The sequence below is a fragment of the Notoacmeibacter sp. MSK16QG-6 genome (genome assembly GCF_024158145.1).
Lineage (GTDB): Bacteria > Pseudomonadota > Alphaproteobacteria > Rhizobiales > Rhizobiaceae > Notoacmeibacter.
In genome coordinates this window covers 28,346-47,096 of the sequence record NZ_JAMYXM010000002.1, presented here as the reverse complement: position 1 = coordinate 47,096, position 18,751 = coordinate 28,346, and the positions used below count along the sequence as shown (strand labels likewise).

Here is an 18,751-nt window from a genome sequence, read left to right as displayed (position 1 = left end):
CCGAACCCGGCCATACGGTTTGGGGTACGTGTGCGGGACATGCAACCTGCACGATACGACACAGAGGTAAGCAGGCCCTATGATGGCATCTTCCAAATTCACCCGTGCGGTTTCGGCTGCGGCGCTGACTGTCGGCCTTGTCGGTCCGGTTACAGGCGCAGCCTTTCTTTACAGCGCGAATGCGGCGTTTGCTGCGACGGCGAGCCGGATAGATGTACGCGGCAATCAGCGTGTCGACGACCAGACCATCATCAATTACACCGGTATCCGGCCGGGGCAGAGCTACGGCCCGGCGGACATCGACGAGGCGGTGAAATCGCTTTACGGGACCGGGCTTTTCTCCGATGTCAGCGTAACGCAGCGTGGCGGTACGCTCGTTGTTGAAGTGTCCGAATATGCGACAGTCAACGCTGTCATCTTCCGCGGCAACAAGAAGGCCAAGGATGAGCAGCTTGCCGCTGCGGTGCAGTTGCAGCCGCGCGGCACCTTCAGCCAGGCGGCGCTTGAGCAGGATACGGAAGCCGTTCGTGAGGTGTATTCGCGCATCGGCCGTTCGGATGTGACGGTGACGCCGCAGGTCAGCGAAGTCGGCAATGGCCGCATCAACATCATCTACGACATTCAGGAAGGCGACCGCACAAAGATTGCCCGCATCGAATTCGTCGGCAACAACGCCTATTCGGATCGTCGCCTGCGCGATGTGATTTCGACCAAGCGTTCCAATATCCTGTCATTCCTTTTCCGCAACGATGTGTACGATGAGAACAGATTGCGTGCCGACGAAGCCGCGCTTCGCAATTTCTATTACAATCGGGGTTATGCGGACTTCCAGATCATCTCGTCGGATGGCATTCTGAACGACGCTGAAAACGAGTATGTCGTGACGTTCACCATTTCCGAGGGCGAGCGTTATCGCTTCGGCAATGTGTCCATCGACTCCACGATTCCCGATGTCGATAGCACCCGTCTGCTTCGCGAAGTAGAGACCGACGAGGGCGACTATTATTCTGCCCGTGACGTCGAAAATTCCATTCTGGCGCTGTCCGAATCCGTCGCCGGTCAGGGCTACGTCTTCGCTCAGGTCAATCCTCGCGGCGACCGCGATATCGCCAATCGCACGATCTCCGTCGTCTATACGATTGACGAGGGTCCGCGCACATATGTCGAGCGCATCGAAATTCGCGGCAACGACCGTACGCGCGATTACGTCATCCGCCGCGAATTCGACCTCGCGGAAGGCGATGCATTCAACCAGGTTCTCGTTCAGCGCGGCAAGCGCCGGCTGGAAGCTTTGAACTTCTTCGAATCGGTCAATATCTCCACCACGCAGGGCTCGCAGCCGGATCAGGTTGTCATGGTCGTCGATGTGGTCGAGAAGAGCACCGGTGAATTCACCGTCGGTGGTGGCTATTCCACCGGTGGCGCCAATTCCGGCCCAAGCGTCGAATTGTCCGTGACGGAGCGCAACTTTCTGGGTCGTGGCCAGTTCATTCGACTGGCTGGCGGCGGCGGCGCGAATTCACGTGACTACCGCATCTCGTTCACGGAGCCATATTTCCTTGGACGGCGTATATCGGCTGGCTTCGACCTGTTCCGTTCGACGAAAGAGCTTGACGATTACGACACGGCGACGACGGGCGGCACAGTCCGTTTCGGTCTGCCGATCACCGAGGCGCTCTCGGCACAGATCGGCTACACCTATAAGGTCGACAATTACGATCTGGACGATTGCTCGATAACCAATTCGTCGACGGGCGCGAATACATGCGGTCTATCGCCTTTCATCGCCCGCGATATCTCGAAGGGTGACTGGCACACGTCGGCGGTGTCGCTGGGGCTGACCTTCAATACGCTGGACAGTTTTTCGAAGCCTCGCGAAGGCATCTACGCTCAGACCGAGCTCGAACTTGCCGGCCTCGGCGGCGATGCCAGCTATTACAAGCTGACCGCTCGCGGCCAGTATTTCGCCCTTCTGAACGAAGAGTACGACCTTGCTTTTGTCGGAACTGTCGGTGGCGGATACATTGACTCGTGGGGAGGCGAGGGCCTGCGCACCTTCGATCTGTTCCGCAGCAACAACAAGATTATACGCGGCTTCGAATATAACGGGATCGGCCCCATCGATTCGGGCGATCACCTTGGCTTCCAGAGCTATGCGCATGCGTCTGCGGAAGTCACGTTCCCGATGCCGGTGATCCCGGAAGGTCTCGGCTTCCGTGGTGCAGTCTTCTCCGATGTGGCGACTGTTCAGGGCACGCCGTTCAGCGGCGTAAACGAGTCGGATGGAATGCGCGCTTCCATTGGCGTCGGCATTCAGTGGGATTCGCCTTTCGGCCCATTGCAGGTCAATTACGCCGAGCCGCTCGTCAAGAAGGACGAGGATGAGGTGCAGCGTTTCAGCTTCGGCATCGGCTCGAAGTTCTAGACCTTCGCGCCACTGAAATTATATGAAAGGCCCGCCGCAATCCTTCTGGGTTGGCGGGCCTTTGATTTGAGGGATGTATGTTTTTCTCGTCCGACGCATATCTAACGCTTAGCGAGATTGCCGAACTGACCGGCGCCGAACTCGATCTCAACGGCGCCGATGCGTCGCTTCGCGTTGAAGGGCTGTCGTCATTAGCCTCCGCTCGTCCAGGTCATCTGACACTTGTCACCGCACCGCGTTATGTCCCGCAGTTGGAGGGCGTTCGCGCAGCCGCTGTTTTGCTTCCAACGGAGCTGAAGGATAAAGCGCCGGAGGGTACGGCTGTTCTCACACACGATCATCCGCAATCGGCTTTCGCGGCCGTTGCTGCCCGGCTTTATCCGCAAGCGGTCACGCCTTCGCCGGTGGCAGGTGAGCGAGGTGTCTCTGCTCAGGCCTCGGTCGACCCAACTGCCGAATTGGAAGACGGCGCGACGGTCGAGCCATTCGCGGTGATCGGCGCTGGTGTTCGCATAGGGGCGGCTAGCGTGATCGCACCTCATGCGGTTATCGGGAAGAATGTGACCATCGGCAGAGGTTGCTTCATCGGAACTGGCGTAACCGTTCAATATGCCCATCTCGGCGACGGCGTGATCGTTCATGCGGGCAGCCGTATCGGTCAGGACGGATTTGGATATGTGCCCGGGCCGCGCGGGCTGCAGAAAGTGCCTCAGATCGGACGGGTCATCATTCAGGACGGTGTGGAGCTTGGCGCCAATGTCACCGTCGACCGTGGCGCGCTCGACGACACCGTCATCGGTGCCGGGACCAAGATCGATAATCAGGTGCAGGTGGCGCATAATGTGCAGATCGGCCAAGCCTGTGCGATTGCCGCACAGACAGGTCTTAGCGGCTCGGTCAGCATCGGCGATGGCGTCTTGATCGGTGGTCAGGTCGGATTTGCGGATCATTTAAAGGTCGGTTCCCGCGCACAGATCGCGGCGAAGGCCGGGGTGATGAACGACATTCCCGCCGGAGAGCGGTGGGCGGGCGCGCCAGCCATGCCGGCACGTCAATTTTTTCGCCTTACGGCTGCGATACAACGGCTCGCGCGGCCCGGCGAACGCAAGAAGGGCAAAGACAAGACATGATCGAAATCGACGATACCCGACCAAGCCTTACCGTCACTGAAGTGATGGCGCTGCTGCCGCACCGCTATCCCTTTCTCATGGTCGACCGCATCGTCAGCATCAAGGACGATGAAGAAGCGATCGGCATCAAGAATGTCAGCGCGAACGAGCCGCAGTTCATGGGGCATTTTCCGGGGCAGCCGGTATTCCCCGGCGTCCTCATCATCGAAGCGATGGCCCAGACGGCGGGTGCGATCTGTGCGCGTCATACCGGAGGCGGCGGCAAGAGCGTGGTCTATTTCATGACCATCGACAACGCGAAGTTTCGCAAGCCCGTCGGACCGGGAGACGTGCTCGAGCTTCACGTCAAGAAAGAGAAGCAACGCCGTAACATCTGGCGTTTTTCCTGCGTTGCCATCGTCTCCGGACAGAAGGTTGCCGAGGCGACCGTCTCGGCCATGCTGGGCGATTCCGAGACGATTGGCTAATGACCACCGACATTCATGCCACCGCCATTGTCGAGGATGGAGCTCAACTTGGCTCCGGTGTTAAGATCGGCCCATTCTGTCATGTTCAGGGCGACGTGGTGCTGGGCGATGGCGTGCAACTTCTCAGCCATGTCAGTCTAAGCGGCCGAACGACTCTTGGCGAAGGTTGCATCGTTCATCCTTTTGCCGTTCTCGGCGGCCAGCCACAGAACTTTCGGCATGAGGGTCAGGAGACCACGCTGGAAATAGGGCGGGAAACGATCGTCCGTGAAGGGGCCACGGTTCACGTCGGCTCAAGCAACAGTACCGGTAAGACACTGATCGGAGAGCATTGTCACCTCTTCGCGCAGTGCCACGTGGCGCATGATTGCCATATCGGCGATCATGTCATCGTCGGCGGGGCAAGTGCGCTGGCCGGCCATGTTGAAATCGGCGATCATGCCAGCGTTGGCGGCTTTACCGCCGTTCTACAGTTTGTGCGGATCGGTCATCACGCCTTTGTGGGCGGAGCATCTGCTGTTGGGCACGACGTGATCCCCTTTGGTCTCGCTGCAAGGGATCCAGCGGTTCTTCACGGGTTCAATCTCATCGGCATGCGCCGCGCCGGCATGAAGCGCTCCGATATCGACACGATGCGCTCTGCCTACGCGATCATCTACGACAGTCATGGGACGATAGCCGCCAATCTGGAGAGAGCGCGTGAGCAATATGGCACGCACCCTATCGTGGCGGAGATTATCGACTTTTTGGAAAAGCGCGGCAAAAGGCCTGTCATGCGTCCGCGCCGCGAGAGCAGCTCGTCCCCCGATGGCCAAGACGACGCGCCTTTGATGTGACATGGCGGACGAGAATGCAGGCACGATAGGCGTTCTGGCGGGCAGCGGCGATCTGCCGCTTATTCTGAAGCGGCATCTGCAGGCGGCGGGACGAGACGTGATCGTTCTTGCGATTGAGGGTGAAGCCGACCGCGATTTCGGCGATGTCCCGGTTTTCCGCGCGCCGATAGAGGATTTGCGGACGTTGGCGGATGTCTTGCACCAACAGAAAGTGACGCAAATCGTATTGGGTGGCGGTGTCGTTCGCCGTCCGCGATGGCAGGCTATTCGTCTGCCATTGAAGCTGATGCCCGTACTGCCTCGCGCCATCCGTGCCCTGGTTGCCGGTGACGATGCACTCTTGCAGACGGCCCATCGTGCCCTGGAGCGATTGGGCGTCGAACTCGTCTCTATACAAGCGGTAATGCCAGAGCTGATCGCGCCTTCGGGGCGGATTGGCCAGCTTTCTCCTGTCAAAGCCGATCATGACGCTATTGCCGCAGGATATCGCGCTGCAAAGGAACTCGGCCGCCTCGATATCGGGCAGGCCGTGGTAGTGTTTGGCACGCGTGCTGTAGCCGTTGAGGGGATAGAGGGCACAGAAGGCATGCTGGAGCGCGTACGCGACCTTCGCGACCACGGGCGGATCGCTGGCGCGCGACGTGGTGTCCTGGTGAAATGCGCAAAGCCTGGGCAGGACATTCGCAGCGACTTGCCTGCTATCGGACCGGAAACCATCCGACAGGCTGCGGCCGCAGGTCTCTCCGGCGTCGCTATCGAAGCAGGGCGGTCGCTGATCCTCAATCTGGAAGATACGCTCAAGGCCGCCGAGGCGGCTGATCTCTATCTTTGGGGCATCGATGGAGGCGAAGAATGAGCGCGGGGCTGAAAATCGCCGTGGTTGCTGGAGAGGAATCCGGAGACGTTCTGGCAGCCGACCTCATCAGATATTTGAAGGAAATCGCCGGCTGTGATGTTCAATTGATAGGGACGGGCGGCGACCATCTCGCCGCGCTGGGTCAGCGCTCTCTTATCGACCCGGAAGATATTTCTATCAAAGGTATCTCGGCGGTTCTGACCAGCCTGCCCAAGCTACTCGGCCATATCCGTAATGTTTCGGCGGAAATCGTTCGCCTCAAACCCGATGCGATGCTCATCGTGGATAATCCCGATTTTACCCATCGAGTCGCGAAACGCGTTCGGGCGCGCCTTCCCAATCTGCCTATCGTCGATCTGGTCTGTCCGCAGGTCTGGGCTTGGCGCCACTGGCGCGCCAAGGCCATGCGATCCTATGTCGACCATGTGCTCTGCCTCCTGCCATTCGAGCCAGAAGCGCTGGAACGGCTAAACGGTCCATCTGCTACCTATGTCGGCCATCGACTGGCGGGTCTGGAAGCCCTGCGTCATAGCTTTGAAGCTCATCGAGAGCGCCCGGTCTCGGCCGATCCGGTTCTTCTTCTCCTTCCAGGTTCGCGCAGCCGGGACGCCAAGGTGCTTCTGCCGCGTTATCGGAGAGCGGTCGAAATCCTCGAGGAACTGGGGTATCGCCCAAAACTTGTCCTGCCGACCGTGTCGCGAATCGAGCCTCTCATCCGGGAGATCGTGGCTGACTGGCCCTATGAGGTCGACATTGTCAGTGGTGAAGAGGTGCGACACGAAGCATTTGAACGTGCCGATGTGGCCTTGGCCGCTTCGGGTACCGTCACGCTCGAACTGGCGCTGGCCGGGCTACCCTTCGTCTCGACCTATCGTATCGACCGTATTGCTTGGTGGGCACATCAATATATCCCGGTCTGGTCGACATCGTTACCCAATCTGGTGGCCGACCGGCCCGTGATCCCAGAACTTCACGACTTCGATGGGCGGGCATCCAACATTGCGCGGGAGATTGCACGGCTGCTTGAGAGTGAGCCGGCCCGCGCGGCACAGAAAGACGGCTTTGCCGAGATACGCAGGCGGATGGAAACGTCGACGGAATCGGGCAAGGTCGGCGCGACCATTCTGCTCGATCTGATCAGGAGGCGGGACGCGAGCGTCGAGCAGCTTTCCGCTCAATAAAAAAACCGCCGCGGAAAACGCGGCGGCTTGAGATCTCTTCTCTTGGTATTTGTCTAATGGATCACCGCTTGTCCATCGGAACATAGTCGCGCTGCGGCGCGCCGGTATAAAGCTGACGCGGGCGGCCGATTTTCTGACGCGGGTCCTCAATCATTTCCTTCCACTGCGCGATCCAGCCGACAGTCCGCGCCAGCGCGAAAAGAACGGTGAACATGGTGGTCGGGAAGCCAAGCGCTTTGAGCGTGATGCCCGAATAGAAATCGATGTTCGGATAGAGCTTCTTCTCGACGAAATATTCATCGGTCAGAGCGATCTTCTCCAACTCCATCGCGACATCGAGAAGGGGATCGTCGGTGATGCCGAGTTCTCCGAGAACCTCATGGCAGGTCTTCTGCATGATCTTGGCGCGTGGATCGTAGTTTTTATAGACGCGGTGCCCAAAGCCCATAAGGCGGAACGGATCGTTCTTGTCCTTGGCGCGATCGATATATTCAGGAATCTGATCGACCGAGCCGATCTCCGACAGCATATTGAGCGCCGCTTCGTTGGCGCCGCCATGCGCCGGGCCCCAGAGGCAGGCAATGCCGGCCGCGATACAGGCAAAGGGATTAGCGCCCGACGAACCAGCCAGGCGGACGGTCGATGTGGAGGCGTTCTGCTCATGGTCGGCATGCAGGATGAAGATGCGGTCCATTGCCCGTGCAAGGACCGGGTTCACCGCGTATTCTTCGCACGGGACAGCGAAGCACATACGCAGGAAATTGGCCGAGTATGACAGATCGTTCTTCGGGTAAACGAAGGGCTGGCCGACATGATATTTATAGGCCATCGCGGCGATCGTCGGCATTTTCGCAATCATGCGCAGCGATGCGATCATGCGCTGACGCGGATCGGAAATGTCGGTGGAGTCGTGATAGAACGCGCTCATCGCACCGATGACACCACACATGATCGCCATCGGATGGGCATCCCGACGAAAGCCGGTGAAAAAGCGGTTCATCTGCTCATGGACCATAGTGTGATGGGTCACACGATGCTCGAAATCGTCCATCTGGCTCTTGTTCGGCAATTCGCCGTAGAGCAGCAGGTAGCATGTCTCCAAAAACGAGCCTTTTTCGGCCAACTGGTCGATCGGATAGCCGCGGTGGAGCAGAACGCCCTTTTCGCCATCGATAAAGGTGATGTCGGATTCGCAACTCGCTGTGGAGGTGAAGCCGGGATCGTATGTGAAAGCGCCTGTGGAGGCATACAGAGAAGAAATATCGATGACATCAGGGCCCAGCGTGCCGGAATGAACATCGAACTCGTAGCTTTCGCCACCGAGTGCCAGTTTCGCCTTGGTGTCGCTCATAATTTCTTTCCTCGCGTTAAAACACTTCCCCCAAAACCTGCCTTGTTGCAGCGCAGCACGGCAGGGATGTGGCTCTGACTATCCTATTTGGGGCACCGTGCCAAGCAACCGTAAGGTCACCTGCTTGCGCTGCAGCAATCAGCGAGAGGCCACCTCTGCCTGATCGGAAAGCCGGCCAAGCGTTTCTTCACGACCCAGCACCAGCATCACGTCGAAAACGCCGGGAGAGACTGCACGACCCGTCAATGCGGCGCGCAATGGCTGCGCGACCTTTCCAAGCTTGAGCTCTTTCTGTTCTGCAAAATCGCGCACAGCTTGTTCCAGCGGCTCTTGGCTCCACTCTGAAACGGCCTGCAGTTTTGGCTGAAGGTCCGCGAGCAGCCCTCTGGCATCCTCGTTAAGGAGCTGGCTGGCTTTCTCGTCGAGTGGAAGAGGGCGTTCCGCCACGATAAATTCGGCGGCGTTCACCAATTCTACGAGCGTTTTCGCGCGCTCTTTCAGCCCGGGCATCGCCGCGCGCAATTGCGCGGTCTTCTGCCCGTCCAGCCGTTCAGCAAGTTCAGGGCCACCTGGCAGATGCTGCAATGTGTCGAGAAAGGTGTCGGTCAGCGCCTCAGCGTCGGCTGCGCGCATATACTGTCCATTCAAGGCTTCGAGTTTTTTGAAGTCGAAACGAGATGCGCCCTTGTTGATATCCTCCAATGCGAACCACTCGATCATCTGGTCCAGGCTTATCACTTCATCGTCTCCGTGGCTCCAGCCAAGCCTGACGAGATAGTTGCGAAGCGCCTGTGGCAGATATCCCATGGCGCGATATGCCTCTACGCCCAGGGCGCCGTGGCGCTTGGACAGCTTTGCGCCGTCAGGACCATGGATGAGTGGAATGTGCGCCATGATCGGGATGTCCCACCCCATGGCCTGATAGATAAGGGTCTGGCGTGCGGCATTGGTCAGATGATCGTCGCCGCGCACGATGTGGGTCACGCCCATATCGTGATCGTCGACGACAACGGCGAGCATATAGGTGGGATTGCCGTCCGACCGGAGAATGATGAAATCGTCCAAATCCTTGTTCGGAAAGCGCACATCGCCCTGCACCTTGTCCCGGACGACGGTTTCCCCTTCCTGGGGAGCCTTCAGGCGGATAGCATAAGGCATGTCCTCGGGCGCATCGGATGCGTCACGGTCGCGCCAGCGCCCGTCGTAGCGGGGTGGGCGCTTCTCGGCCTTGGCTTTCTCGCGCATTTCGGAGAGTTCTTCGGGCGTCGCATAACAACGATAGGCCTTGCCGGCCGCAAGCATTTCTTCGGCGACTTCGCGATGCCGCGCCGCTCGCTCATATTGCGAGACCGGATCGCCCTCCCAGCCGAGTCCCAGCCATGACAGCCCGTCCAATATTGCTGACGTCGCTTCATCGGTTGAGCGGGCACGGTCCGTGTCTTCGATCCGCAACAGCATCTTGCCGCCGTGCTTTTGTGCGAACAGCCAGTTGAAGAGGGCGGTGCGCGCACCGCCAATATGCAGGAAACCAGTTGGCGAGGGCGCAAAGCGGGTGACAGTACGGTCGTTCATCAGGCTCGAATCGCTTGTGAGATAAGTGGGTGGCAGCCTTTGCCAGGCCATGTCCGCTCCGTGTAGCATAGGCGGCGGCCTGTGCAAGCCGGGGCGGGGTGGATCGATCGACATGGCGTGTGGCCAGTGACGCAAGAGCAGGACATTGACGAGCGTGCGTTACTGGATGGGACCGCTGCCTCGCGTCCACTTCGTCCGCAAAATACCGGTGCTATTCCGGAGCTTAAAAGGCCCCGCACCGAGCAGCGGCAGGCGGGGCGGATTTTCATCAAGCGCGTTCGGCCGCGACTTGGCTGGCTGCGGACCGTTGAAGGCCTTTTCAGGGAGGAAGCAGAGCGCGGCAGCCTGTTTGTTGCGACGGCGCTTGTTTTCGCAGGCGGAGCATTCTCATATTTTGCTCTGCGCGAGACCTTTCATCCGATCCAACTATTAATCGTCAGCTTGCCGTTTCTCCTGGCTGCGATGGCCTATCGGGGTCGGTTGGCTGGCGTGTTTGGAGTCATCCTGTTCGCTTTCATATGCGGTGGCGCTGTTTCGGCAGCGCATGTCTGGGTACGGGATCATCAAACGCTTGGCTCGCCAGTCGCGACCGAATTAACCGGCCGCGTACAATCGAGCGAACGTCTGGATGATGGGCGACGGCGGTTCGTTGTCCAAATCCTAAAAACCGCAAAGCCCGAACTGCGTTATGCGCCGCAGCGTGTCCGCATCACCGTCCGCAATTCGAATGAGGCGTTCCGCGCCGGAGATATCGTTACGGTGCGCGCGCGCCTTTTGCCGCCATCGGGACCTGTGCGTCCCGGCGGTTATGACTTCTCCTTTCGCGCATGGTTCGACGGCTTGGGCGCAACGGGTTTCGCTCTTGGCAAGATGGCGTTGGTTACGGATGGACCGCCGTCATCCTTCTTCGACCGAACCAAAGCTCTGGTCAGTCATCTGCGCGAGCGGATCGATGAGCGAATTGCTTCGGTTCTTGACGGGCCGACGGCGGCAATCGCTTCAGCGCTGACAGTTGGTTACGGCGCGGCTATCCCCGACGAAGAGCGGGAGGCTCTCCGGGCGAGCGGCCTGGCGCATGTGCTGGCGATTTCCGGACTGCATATGGCGCTGGCCGCCGGGACGGTTATCGGTGCGGCGCGGCTAATACTGGCCTTGTTTCCGGTTGTAGCCATGCGGTGGCCTATTCGTAAGTGGGCGGCTAGCGGGGGGCTTATGGCGGCAACCCTCTATTTGCTGCTCAGCGGTGCTGCAATCGCGACCCAGCGCAGCTTCATCATGCTCGCCATCATGTTGTGCGCCCTGCTTCTAGACCGTACGGCGCTGACAATGCGCAATCTGGCGCTGGCGATGGTCATTGTCGTGCTGATCGCGCCACACGAGGTCGCGGGTCCAAGCTTTCAAATGTCTTTTGCCGCTACCGCTGCACTTATTGCGGCCTATCGCGCGCATAATAGCTGGCAGTGGCAACGCATCAGGGCGCAAAGCGAAGCACCGTCTTCCGGACCTGGCAGACTAGTCGGGCGGTTCGCGCTTGGTGTGTTGGCGACAACGCTGATTGCCGGCGCGGCAACGACGATCTTCGCGCTCTGGCACTTCCAAAGGCTTGCCCCGCTGGCGCCAATCGCAAATCTGATGGCGGCGCCAATTATCTCTCTATTGGTCATGCCGATGGCGGTGCTGTCGCTTCTTCTCATGCCGCTCGGGCTCGATGCGCCGTTTCTGAGGATCATGGGGCAGGGGATCGACGCCATGCGGTGGATCGCGGCCATCGTTTCAGATCTTTCGCCGCAGGACGGTGCCGGTCTGGTCGCTGGCCCGGCAGTTTTTCTTCTCGCTGTCGCGCTCGGTTCGTTTGCCGTACTTCAAACCAGGTTGCGTTGGATTTCCTTACCAATCGCGCTTGTGGGCATTTGCTTGCTTGGCAGCGGCGAACGACCGGCCGGTTTCGTTCTGGAAAACGGGCGCGCCGTTGGGATACTGACCGAGGACGGAAAATTGGCATCCAACCGGTCGCGATTGTCCGATTTTGTGGGTGATCAATGGATGCGCGCGCTGGACGCCGACCGGCTAACGAAGCCGGTGAAGGTCGATAATGTGATGTCTGCTTTCGGATCTCGAACGGAGGGGCAATCCTTCCACTGCGATGACCGCCAATGTCTCTACGAAACAGAGAATAGCTTGCCGATTGTCTGGCTGAACCATGCTGCCGACCTTTATACTTGGTGCGGAAAAGCGGGGATCATTATCGTCGGTGATACGACAAAGCCAAAGGCCGGCTCGTGTTCATCAACCTCGCAAAGTCTGACTATCAGTCGAATGGAACTGGCTCGGCAGGGATCTGCGGCTTTATGGCGAACCGAAGAGGGCGGCTGGCGTATCAGCTACGCCATTCCCGACCTTTCCATGCCTTGGCACGCATCGCGTCAATGGAGCAGACCAGCACGCGGTCTTGCAGACTGGCAACCGCGAAAGAAGCAGACGAAAAACGAAAAGATCGCTCAGTAAAGCACCGTTTTTGCGCTAGCCGGTAAATGCGGTGCTCTCCGAACTGGCAAGCATTACAGCTCAGTATTTCCGCAGCAAACCAACCAGTCTGCCCTGGACCTTCACACGATCTGGAGGGAAGATTCGGGTTTCGTAAGAAGGATTTGCCGCTTCCAGAGCGATTGAACCGCCTTTGCGCCGAAACCGCTTCAAGGTCGCCTCTTCATCATCGACCAACGCCACGACAATATCGCCGGGGTCGGCAACGGTCCCGTCCTTGATGATTACTGTATCGCCATCCAGAATACCGGCTTCAATCATGGAATCGCCGCGCACTTCGAGGGCGTAATGCACCCCGCCTGCAATCATCGATGGCGGCACGGCAATGCTGTCGGTCTGGTTCTGAATAGCGGAGATCGGAACACCCGCGGCGATCCGTCCCATGACCGGAACGCTCACGCCACCTTCATTGGCTGCTTCGGGTGCAGGCCGGGCGCTCGGCGTCTCCTGCTTACGACCGAGACTGCCTTCGATAACGGAGGGTCGGAAGCCTGTTCCGCCGCCCGGTACGCCGCCGCTCGGAAGTCGGATGATCTCCAGCGCGCGGGCTCGATTCGGTAGCCGGCGAATGAAACCGCGCTCTTCAAGAGCAGTGATCAGCCGATGAATGCCGCTTTTTGATGCTAGGTCGAGAGCGTCCTTCATCTCATCGAACGAGGGAGGAATGCCGGTCTCTTTCAGCCGCTGGTCGATAAAGAGAAGAAGTTCACGCTGCTTTTTGGTCAACATCTTCGGCTCCCCACAGAATCAAAGCGATACATAGAATGAACAGACACTATCTGTTCTTATCATGTTCTGCAAGTCGTCACCCTGCGGAAGAACGACGCCATAAGTCGATAAGAACGCTGCCTCCGGCAGCGGCCGGGTCCGCATGGGGCGGGCGTACGATCAGGGCATTGGACGCCGCCATAACGCTGACGAGCGACGAATCCTGGGAATGAGCGGGTTTGACTTTCCACCCACCATTCTCCCGCCACGCTGTCGCACGCATATAATGTTGCCGGCCGCCATTCGCCGGCAGGGCCTCCGCAAGTTTCGCTTCTTGCAGAACGGTTTGGTGGTTTCGGCCCTGAAGGCGGGCCAGAAGCGGGCGAAGAAAAAGATGACCGCAGACCATCGATGAGACGGGATTGCCTGGCAGACCGAGCACATGGCTTTCGCCAAGTCTTCCAACCATGAGCGGTTTGCCAGGACGCATTGCGATTTTCCAGAAGTCCAGCTCCATTCCCGCGTCAATCATGGCGGCCTGAACAAGATCGTGATCGCCGACCGATGCTCCGCCTAGGGTGACGATGACCTCTACATTCTCGGCGCGCGCCTTTTCGATTGCAGCCGAAAGGGCTGCTGGGTCGTCTGGCACGATGCCTAGATCGAGCGGTACGCCGCCCATATCTTCCACGAGTGCCGCAATACCGAAACTGTTCGAGGCGATAATCTGGCCAGGCTCCAGCGTTTCGCCGGGGCGTTTCAATTCATCGCCGGTCGCCAAAATGGCGACCCTCGGCTGCCGGTAAACATTCAACTCGGGATAGGATGCGGCGGCGGCTAAAGACAAAGCGCCGAAATCGAGCGGTTCGCCGGCGTTCAGGACGAGATCGCCATCAGCGAAATCATTGCCCGCGAGGCGAACGTGCCGCCCTTTGTCTTCAGACTGGGTCGGACGAATGGCGCTGTCGCCGATCAACTCGGCATTTTCCTGCATGAGCACGGTATCCGCTCCGTCAGGCATCGGTGCTCCGGTAAAGATGCGGATAGCCTGATTGGCGGCCATCTCGCCGCCCTCAAATGGATGTCCGGCAGCGGATTCGCCGATCACTTGCAAGGGCGCCCCATCTGATTCGAGGTCGCCGGCGCGGACCGCGTATCCGTCCATTGCCGAAGCGTTGAAAGGCGGTTGGGTGCGCCGTGCCCGTAAAGGGGCGAACAGTGTTCTGCCGTTGGCCTGTTCGAGTGTCACCGTTTCGGAGGGAAGGGCGCGTACATCGGTGAGCAGCCGATACAGGGCTTCTTCGACCGCCAGCATGGTCATGACTTAATTCGCCGCCCTTCGCCAGTCGCCCGATTTTCCGCCGGTCTTTTCGATCAGGGCGATATCCCCGATGGACATGGCCTTATCGACTGCCTTGGCCATGTCGTAGATCGTCAACGCCGTAACCGAAGCGGCCGTAAGCGCTTCCATTTCGACGCCAGTTCTGCCGGTAAGGCTTGCGGTGGCTTGAATGCGCAGGCCCGGCAGCGTTTCGTCCGGCTCGATCTCGACAGTGACCTTGGTGAGCAGGAGCGGATGACAGAGCGGAATCAGTTCGTGGGTTCGCTTGGCGGCCATAATGCCGGCAATCCGCGCCGTGCCGATGACGTCGCCCTTTTTTGCATCGCCGGCGAGAATCGTTTGAAGGGTCCGGGGCTCCATGGTCACAGTGGCGCTGGCAATTGCGGTGCGGACGGTTTCGTTCTTCTGGCCGACATCAACCATGTGGGCTTCGCCGGAAGCCGCCAGATGGGTCAATCTGCCGCCATCGTCACTCATATTTGCGCCTCAATCCGCGCGCCAGAGAGCAGGGAGCGGGTGGCTGCGGCGACATCGATCTGGCGCATCAGGCTTTCGCCGACGAGGAAGCAATTGATGCCGTGCTTGGCGAGGCGAACGCAGTCGTCTGCCGTCGTGATGCCGCTCTCGGCGACAACCAGGCGGTCGTCCGGAGCCATGGCGACGAGTCGCTCTGACGTTTCGAGCGATACCTCAAAGGTTCTCAGGTCACGATTGTTGATGCCGATCAAGGGCGATGAGAGGCTCTTGAGCGCCCGCTCCATCTCCGGCTCATCATGGACCTCGATCAGCGCCGTCATGCCGAGATCATGCGCTGTCTCTTCCAGTGCAATCGCTTCGGCATCGGACAGGCTCGCCATGATGATAAGAATGGCGTCGGCGTTCCAGCTTCGCGCTTCGTAAACCTGGTAGGGTTCGAACATGAAATCCTTGCGGAGGGAAGGCAAGGCGCAAGCGGCTCTCGCCTCACTCAGATAATGCGGCGCACCCTGAAAAGAGGGGCCGTCAGTCAGTACCGAAAGGCAGCTTGCACCGCCGTCCGCATAGGCTTTGGCCAGCGCAGGTGGATCGAAATCGGATCGTATAAGCCCCTTGGAAGGGCTGGCCTTCTTCACTTCCGCAATTAGGCCGTGGCGGCCAGCCTGTACGGCCCTCTTCAGCGCGTCGGTAAAGCCGCGCACCGGGTCAGCCTCATTCGCGCGGAGCTTCATGTCGGCAAGCGGAATTTTGGTTTTCGCCGCCGCGATCTCTTCACGCTTATACGCTTCGATCTTTCGCAGAATATCGGTCATCGCTAAGCCGCAGCGCTATTGGAAATTTCGATCAGTTTGGTCAGCCGGTCCGCGGCGTGGCCTTCGTCGATGGAACGGGCTGCCTGTTCGGCTCCTTCCCGCAGGTCACTCGCTTTTCCCGCGACAATCAACGCGGCCGCGCTGTTGAATATCGCGATGTCCCGGTAGGCGCTTTTCTCTCCACCGAGAACACGCCGCAGAGCGTCGGCATTATAAGGTGCATCCCCGCCCTTCAGATCGGCCAGATTTCCACGTGGCAGGCCCGCATCTTCCGGAGTCACGGTGCGCCGGGAAATTTCGCCATTATCGAGAACAACTATTTCGGTCTCGCCGGCGGTCGTCATTTCATCGAGGCCGCTTCCATGGACGATCCAGAGCTTTTCCGAGCCGAGTTCGCGCAGGGCACGCGCCATCGGTTCAAGCCAGGCAGGCGAGAAAACGCCGATGAGCTGGCGTTGGACACCCGCAGGATTGGACATCGGGCCAAGGAGGTTGAAGATTGTCCGCGTTCCCAGCGCAACGCGGGATGGACCCACATGGCGCATGGCAGCGTGGTGGCTCGGCGCGAACATGAAACCGATATCGGCCTTTTCGATGCATCTGGCGATCAGCTCCGGGCCGATCTCGATATTGACGCCGAGAGCGGCCAAGGTATCGGCCGCGCCGGATTTGCTGGACAGGTTCCGGTTGCCATGCTTGGCGATTGGTACGCCGCAGCCGGCAACGATGAATGCGGCAGCCGTCGATACGTTGTAGGAGCCGGAATTGTCTCCGCCGGTTCCAACGATATCGATCGCCTCGGCGGGAGCACCAACGCCGGTCATCCGTTCGCGCATGGCGCCAACAGCGCCCTCGATTTCCTCTACGGTTTCTCCGCGTAGCCGAAGAGCCATCAGAAATGCGCCGATCTGCGCCGGGTCGGCCTCACCATCCATCATGATCGAGAAAGCTTGCCTCGCCTCCCGGCGATCGAGAATCTTGCCATCGGCCAATTTGGCGATCAGAGGCTTCATCGCGTCGGTCATGGTCAATCCTAAAAGCTCAGCGCGCGCTGGGCTGCAGCCTGGTCAATCTGAGGCGCGTAAATCGTCTCGAGTCTGTCGACGAGCTGTCGGAGAAGGTCGTCGGCAACAGCGCGGTCGAAAGCATCCTGATCGTTGGAGGGAACAGAATCGGCGCCGCTCGCGACAGGCCTGAACACATCTGTGACGCGGAACACGATGTTGGACTGGCCCTCGCTGGCCCGTACCTGACCGGTGCCTTTGGCCGGGACGGCAAAGATCGCTTCCGCGGCGTTGGCATCGAGCGCGCCTGACTGTCCTTCGCGCTTTAGATCGCTCGCCTGCTGGACGGTCAGGCCGAGTTCTTCGGCGATCGCGGACAGTTCCTCGCCCTCCCGAAGACGCTGCTGCAGCGCTTTGGCAAGATCGCTTACCGCAGTACCAGACTTCTCTGCCTGGTAGGCCGCCAGAGCGTCTTCACTGACTTCATCCAGAGGACGCGGCCGTGTCGGCGTAATGGTATTGATTTCATAGAAAACGAAACCGTCGCCTTTCAAATTCTCCGCCGGGTTTTCCAAGCCCTCTTCGGCCCCGAAGACGCTCGACAACAGCTTGTCGGCATCGGGCAGATCGGCAACGGGTTTGCCATCTTTGCCGTTTCCCTGCGCATCGATGGCTTCGATCCGTCGAACCGGTACACCAATCTTTTCGGCGGCTTCGCTCATGGTGTCGCCAGCGGCGCGGGCGTCCTCATAGCTGTCGTAACGGTCGAGCAATTCGTTGCGGGCCTGAACAAGCGCCATCTCTTGGCGAATTTCGCTGGCAACCTCCTCGAATGGCTTGACCGATGCAGGGGTCACATCGGTAACTCTCAGAATAGCCGGTCCGAATTTGCCCTCCACAATGCCGGTGGTGCCGATGCCGTCCAATCCAAACGCGGCCTCGGCAATTTCAGGGTCGGAAATATCGGATTTCGCCACGCTGCCCAGACTGGCCTGGGAGGCGGTTCTGCCAGCATCAGAAAGAAGCGTGTCGAAATCGGCATCGCCCTTCAATTTGGCAAGTGCATCTTCGGCCGCTGGCCGGTCCGGATAAAGGATCTGTTCTACCGTTCGCTTTTCCGGCTGGCCGTACCGGTTCTTCGTTCGCTCATATTCGGCCGCGACCTCGTCATCGCTGATCGCTTCGGGATCGGCGATCGCTTGCGCGTCGAGAACCAGAAGGGACACATCCCGATATTCGGGCGCGTCGAAGCTATCGCTGTTTTGTTCGTACCATTTTGCCAGTTCGTCATCTGCCGGTGCGGCTGGTGAGGGCAGGGCTTCAGGTGTCAGAATGAGATAGTCGGCATTGCGGCGTTCGCCGCGATAAAGCGCGACAGCCGAGAAGAAAGCGTCGGGTACGCCTGTGCCGTCGGCAATGGCCGAGACAATCTGTTGCCGAACGGCGACCTGCGATTGGCTACGCAGATAATCTTCCGGCCGCATGCCCACTTCGCGCAGGACAGCATCGAACGTGCCACGGTCGAAGCGACCGTCGGGACCGCGGAAAGTGGGATCGGACCCGGCAATCTGCGCCAGACGCTGACGCGATAGGCCGAGACCGAGGTCGCTTGCTTGTGCATCCAGAAGCGTGCCGGAAACCAGTTCGGCAAGAGCCTGATTGTCCAGACCGAGCGAACGGGCCTGCTCACGGGTCAGGCGCTGACCGAACTGACGCGAAAGCGCCAGAAGCTGGCGGTCATAGGCCAGCCGGTAGTCGACCGCCGATGCCGAAGCGTCACCGGCCACCACAACTTTATTACCGAAACCGCTGGAAACCTGGCCGGAAATTCCCCAGACGGCGAAACTGGCGACCAAAAGCAGCAGCAGCAGTTTGGCGACCCAAGTTCCGGCAGCCTGGCGTAGCATTTGAAGCATGGAAAACCGTCTCGTCTGGTCGTTTAATGTTAGGGCCGGTTTACGGGCTCGGCCTTTCAGGATCAAGGCGTCAGATCGCTTCCTCATGGCCATGATCGCTGGAGATGCGATTGCAAGTACGGCTCATTTG

At 59.4% G+C, this 18,751-nt stretch carries 15 protein-coding genes; 7 read left to right on the top strand and 8 right to left on the bottom strand.

Annotation, left to right across the window (positions count from 1 at the left end):
- Nucleotides 1–79 precede the first annotated feature (79 nt).
- From bamA to lpxB, 6 genes are all read left to right on the top strand, one after another.
- Nucleotides 80–2,425, top strand: a complete 2,346-nt coding sequence (bamA, locus tag NIM86_RS07945; protein WP_253380880.1) for an outer membrane protein assembly factor BamA — start codon at nucleotides 80–82, stop codon at nucleotides 2,423–2,425.
- A gap of 77 nt (nucleotides 2,426–2,502) precedes the next feature.
- A complete protein-coding gene (lpxD, locus tag NIM86_RS07940; protein ID WP_253380878.1) occupies nucleotides 2,503–3,555 on the top strand; it encodes a UDP-3-O-(3-hydroxymyristoyl)glucosamine N-acyltransferase in 1,053 nt (350 codons plus the stop codon).
- The gene (fabZ, locus tag NIM86_RS07935; protein WP_253380876.1) at nucleotides 3,552–4,022 is read left to right on the top strand and encodes a 3-hydroxyacyl-ACP dehydratase FabZ; all 471 of its coding nucleotides are present in this window, start codon (nucleotides 3,552–3,554) and stop codon (nucleotides 4,020–4,022) included. Before lpxD ends, fabZ begins: the two co-directional genes overlap by 4 nt.
- The gene (gene lpxA / locus NIM86_RS07930) at nucleotides 4,022–4,858 is read left to right on the top strand and encodes an acyl-ACP--UDP-N-acetylglucosamine O-acyltransferase (RefSeq protein ID WP_253380874.1); all 837 of its coding nucleotides are present in this window, start codon (nucleotides 4,022–4,024) and stop codon (nucleotides 4,856–4,858) included. The genes fabZ and lpxA overlap by 1 nt, the downstream gene beginning before the upstream one ends.
- A 1-nt stretch (nucleotide 4,859) precedes the next feature.
- Complete coding sequence (locus NIM86_RS07925) at nucleotides 4,860–5,714, top strand: LpxI family protein (RefSeq protein WP_253380872.1); 855 nt, start codon at nucleotides 4,860–4,862, stop codon at nucleotides 5,712–5,714.
- A complete protein-coding gene (lpxB, locus tag NIM86_RS07920) occupies nucleotides 5,711–6,895 on the top strand; it encodes a lipid-A-disaccharide synthase (protein WP_253380870.1) in 1,185 nt (394 codons plus the stop codon). Before NIM86_RS07925 ends, lpxB begins: the two co-directional genes overlap by 4 nt.
- A gap of 61 nt (nucleotides 6,896–6,956) precedes the next feature.
- Here the strand turns inward: lpxB and gltA are convergent, their stop codons facing one another.
- Together gltA and gltX are read right to left on the bottom strand one after the other, a co-directional pair.
- Nucleotides 6,957–8,246, bottom strand: coding sequence for a citrate synthase (gene gltA, locus NIM86_RS07915; protein ID WP_253380868.1), 1,290 nt, complete (start codon nucleotides 8,244–8,246; stop codon nucleotides 6,957–6,959).
- 138 nt (nucleotides 8,247–8,384) lie between these two features.
- The gene (gene gltX / locus NIM86_RS07910; protein ID WP_253380866.1) at nucleotides 8,385–9,818 is read right to left on the bottom strand and encodes a glutamate--tRNA ligase; all 1,434 of its coding nucleotides are present in this window, start codon (nucleotides 9,816–9,818) and stop codon (nucleotides 8,385–8,387) included.
- A 126-nt stretch (nucleotides 9,819–9,944) separates the two neighbouring features.
- On the opposite strand from gltX, the gene NIM86_RS07905 reads away from it, so the two are divergent.
- Complete coding sequence (locus NIM86_RS07905) at nucleotides 9,945–12,323, top strand: ComEC/Rec2 family competence protein (RefSeq protein ID WP_253380864.1); 2,379 nt, start codon at nucleotides 9,945–9,947, stop codon at nucleotides 12,321–12,323.
- 60 nt (nucleotides 12,324–12,383) lie between these two features.
- On the opposite strand, the gene lexA is transcribed toward NIM86_RS07905, so the two are convergent.
- From lexA to NIM86_RS07875, 6 genes are all read right to left on the bottom strand, one after another.
- Nucleotides 12,384–13,091 (bottom strand): transcriptional repressor LexA, encoded by a 708-nt coding sequence (gene lexA, locus NIM86_RS07900; RefSeq protein WP_253380862.1) that lies wholly within the window; start codon nucleotides 13,089–13,091, stop codon nucleotides 12,384–12,386.
- Nucleotides 13,092–13,167: 76 nt separating this feature from the next.
- Nucleotides 13,168–14,391: a gephyrin-like molybdotransferase Glp gene (gene glp / locus NIM86_RS07895; RefSeq protein ID WP_253380860.1), complete on the bottom strand. Its 1,224-nt coding sequence runs from the start codon at nucleotides 14,389–14,391 to the stop codon at nucleotides 13,168–13,170.
- A 3-nt stretch (nucleotides 14,392–14,394) separates the two neighbouring features.
- Nucleotides 14,395–14,889, bottom strand: a complete 495-nt coding sequence (gene moaC / locus NIM86_RS07890) for a cyclic pyranopterin monophosphate synthase MoaC (RefSeq protein WP_253380858.1) — start codon at nucleotides 14,887–14,889, stop codon at nucleotides 14,395–14,397.
- Nucleotides 14,886–15,701: an indole-3-glycerol phosphate synthase TrpC gene (trpC, locus tag NIM86_RS07885; RefSeq protein WP_253380856.1), complete on the bottom strand. Its 816-nt coding sequence runs from the start codon at nucleotides 15,699–15,701 to the stop codon at nucleotides 14,886–14,888. Before trpC ends, moaC begins: the two co-directional genes overlap by 4 nt.
- Before the next feature lie 2 nt (nucleotides 15,702–15,703).
- Nucleotides 15,704–16,726: an anthranilate phosphoribosyltransferase gene (trpD, locus tag NIM86_RS07880; protein WP_253380854.1), complete on the bottom strand. Its 1,023-nt coding sequence runs from the start codon at nucleotides 16,724–16,726 to the stop codon at nucleotides 15,704–15,706.
- 8 nt (nucleotides 16,727–16,734) lie between these two features.
- The gene (locus tag NIM86_RS07875; RefSeq protein ID WP_253380852.1) at nucleotides 16,735–18,621 is read right to left on the bottom strand and encodes a SurA N-terminal domain-containing protein; all 1,887 of its coding nucleotides are present in this window, start codon (nucleotides 18,619–18,621) and stop codon (nucleotides 16,735–16,737) included.
- Nucleotides 18,622–18,751 lie beyond the last annotated feature (130 nt).

Bases quoted from the DNA above. Each gene is read 5' to 3' on its own strand.
- trpC (WP_253380856.1), bottom strand. From the start codon at position 15,701: ATGACCGATATTCTGCGAAAGATCGAAGCGTATAAGCGTGAAGAGATC.
- lpxB (WP_253380870.1), top strand. From the start codon at position 5,711: ATGAGCGCGGGGCTGAAAATCGCCGTGGTTGCTGGAGAGGAATCCGGA.
- NIM86_RS07925 (WP_253380872.1), top strand. From the start codon at position 4,860: ATGGCGGACGAGAATGCAGGCACGATAGGCGTTCTGGCGGGCAGCGGC.
- fabZ (WP_253380876.1), top strand. From the start codon at position 3,552: ATGATCGAAATCGACGATACCCGACCAAGCCTTACCGTCACTGAAGTG.
- lpxA (WP_253380874.1), top strand. From the start codon at position 4,022: ATGACCACCGACATTCATGCCACCGCCATTGTCGAGGATGGAGCTCAA.
- bamA (WP_253380880.1), top strand. From the start codon at position 80: ATGATGGCATCTTCCAAATTCACCCGTGCGGTTTCGGCTGCGGCGCTG.
- lexA (WP_253380862.1), bottom strand. From the start codon at position 13,091: ATGTTGACCAAAAAGCAGCGTGAACTTCTTCTCTTTATCGACCAGCGG.
- moaC (WP_253380858.1), bottom strand. From the start codon at position 14,889: ATGAGTGACGATGGCGGCAGATTGACCCATCTGGCGGCTTCCGGCGAA.
- glp (WP_253380860.1), bottom strand. From the start codon at position 14,391: ATGACCATGCTGGCGGTCGAAGAAGCCCTGTATCGGCTGCTCACCGAT.
- gltA (WP_253380868.1), bottom strand. From the start codon at position 8,246: ATGAGCGACACCAAGGCGAAACTGGCACTCGGTGGCGAAAGCTACGAG.
- gltX (WP_253380866.1), bottom strand. From the start codon at position 9,818: ATGAACGACCGTACTGTCACCCGCTTTGCGCCCTCGCCAACTGGTTTC.
- trpD (WP_253380854.1), bottom strand. From the start codon at position 16,726: ATGACCGACGCGATGAAGCCTCTGATCGCCAAATTGGCCGATGGCAAG.
- lpxD (WP_253380878.1), top strand. From the start codon at position 2,503: ATGTTTTTCTCGTCCGACGCATATCTAACGCTTAGCGAGATTGCCGAA.
- NIM86_RS07875 (WP_253380852.1), bottom strand. From the start codon at position 18,621: ATGCTTCAAATGCTACGCCAGGCTGCCGGAACTTGGGTCGCCAAACTG.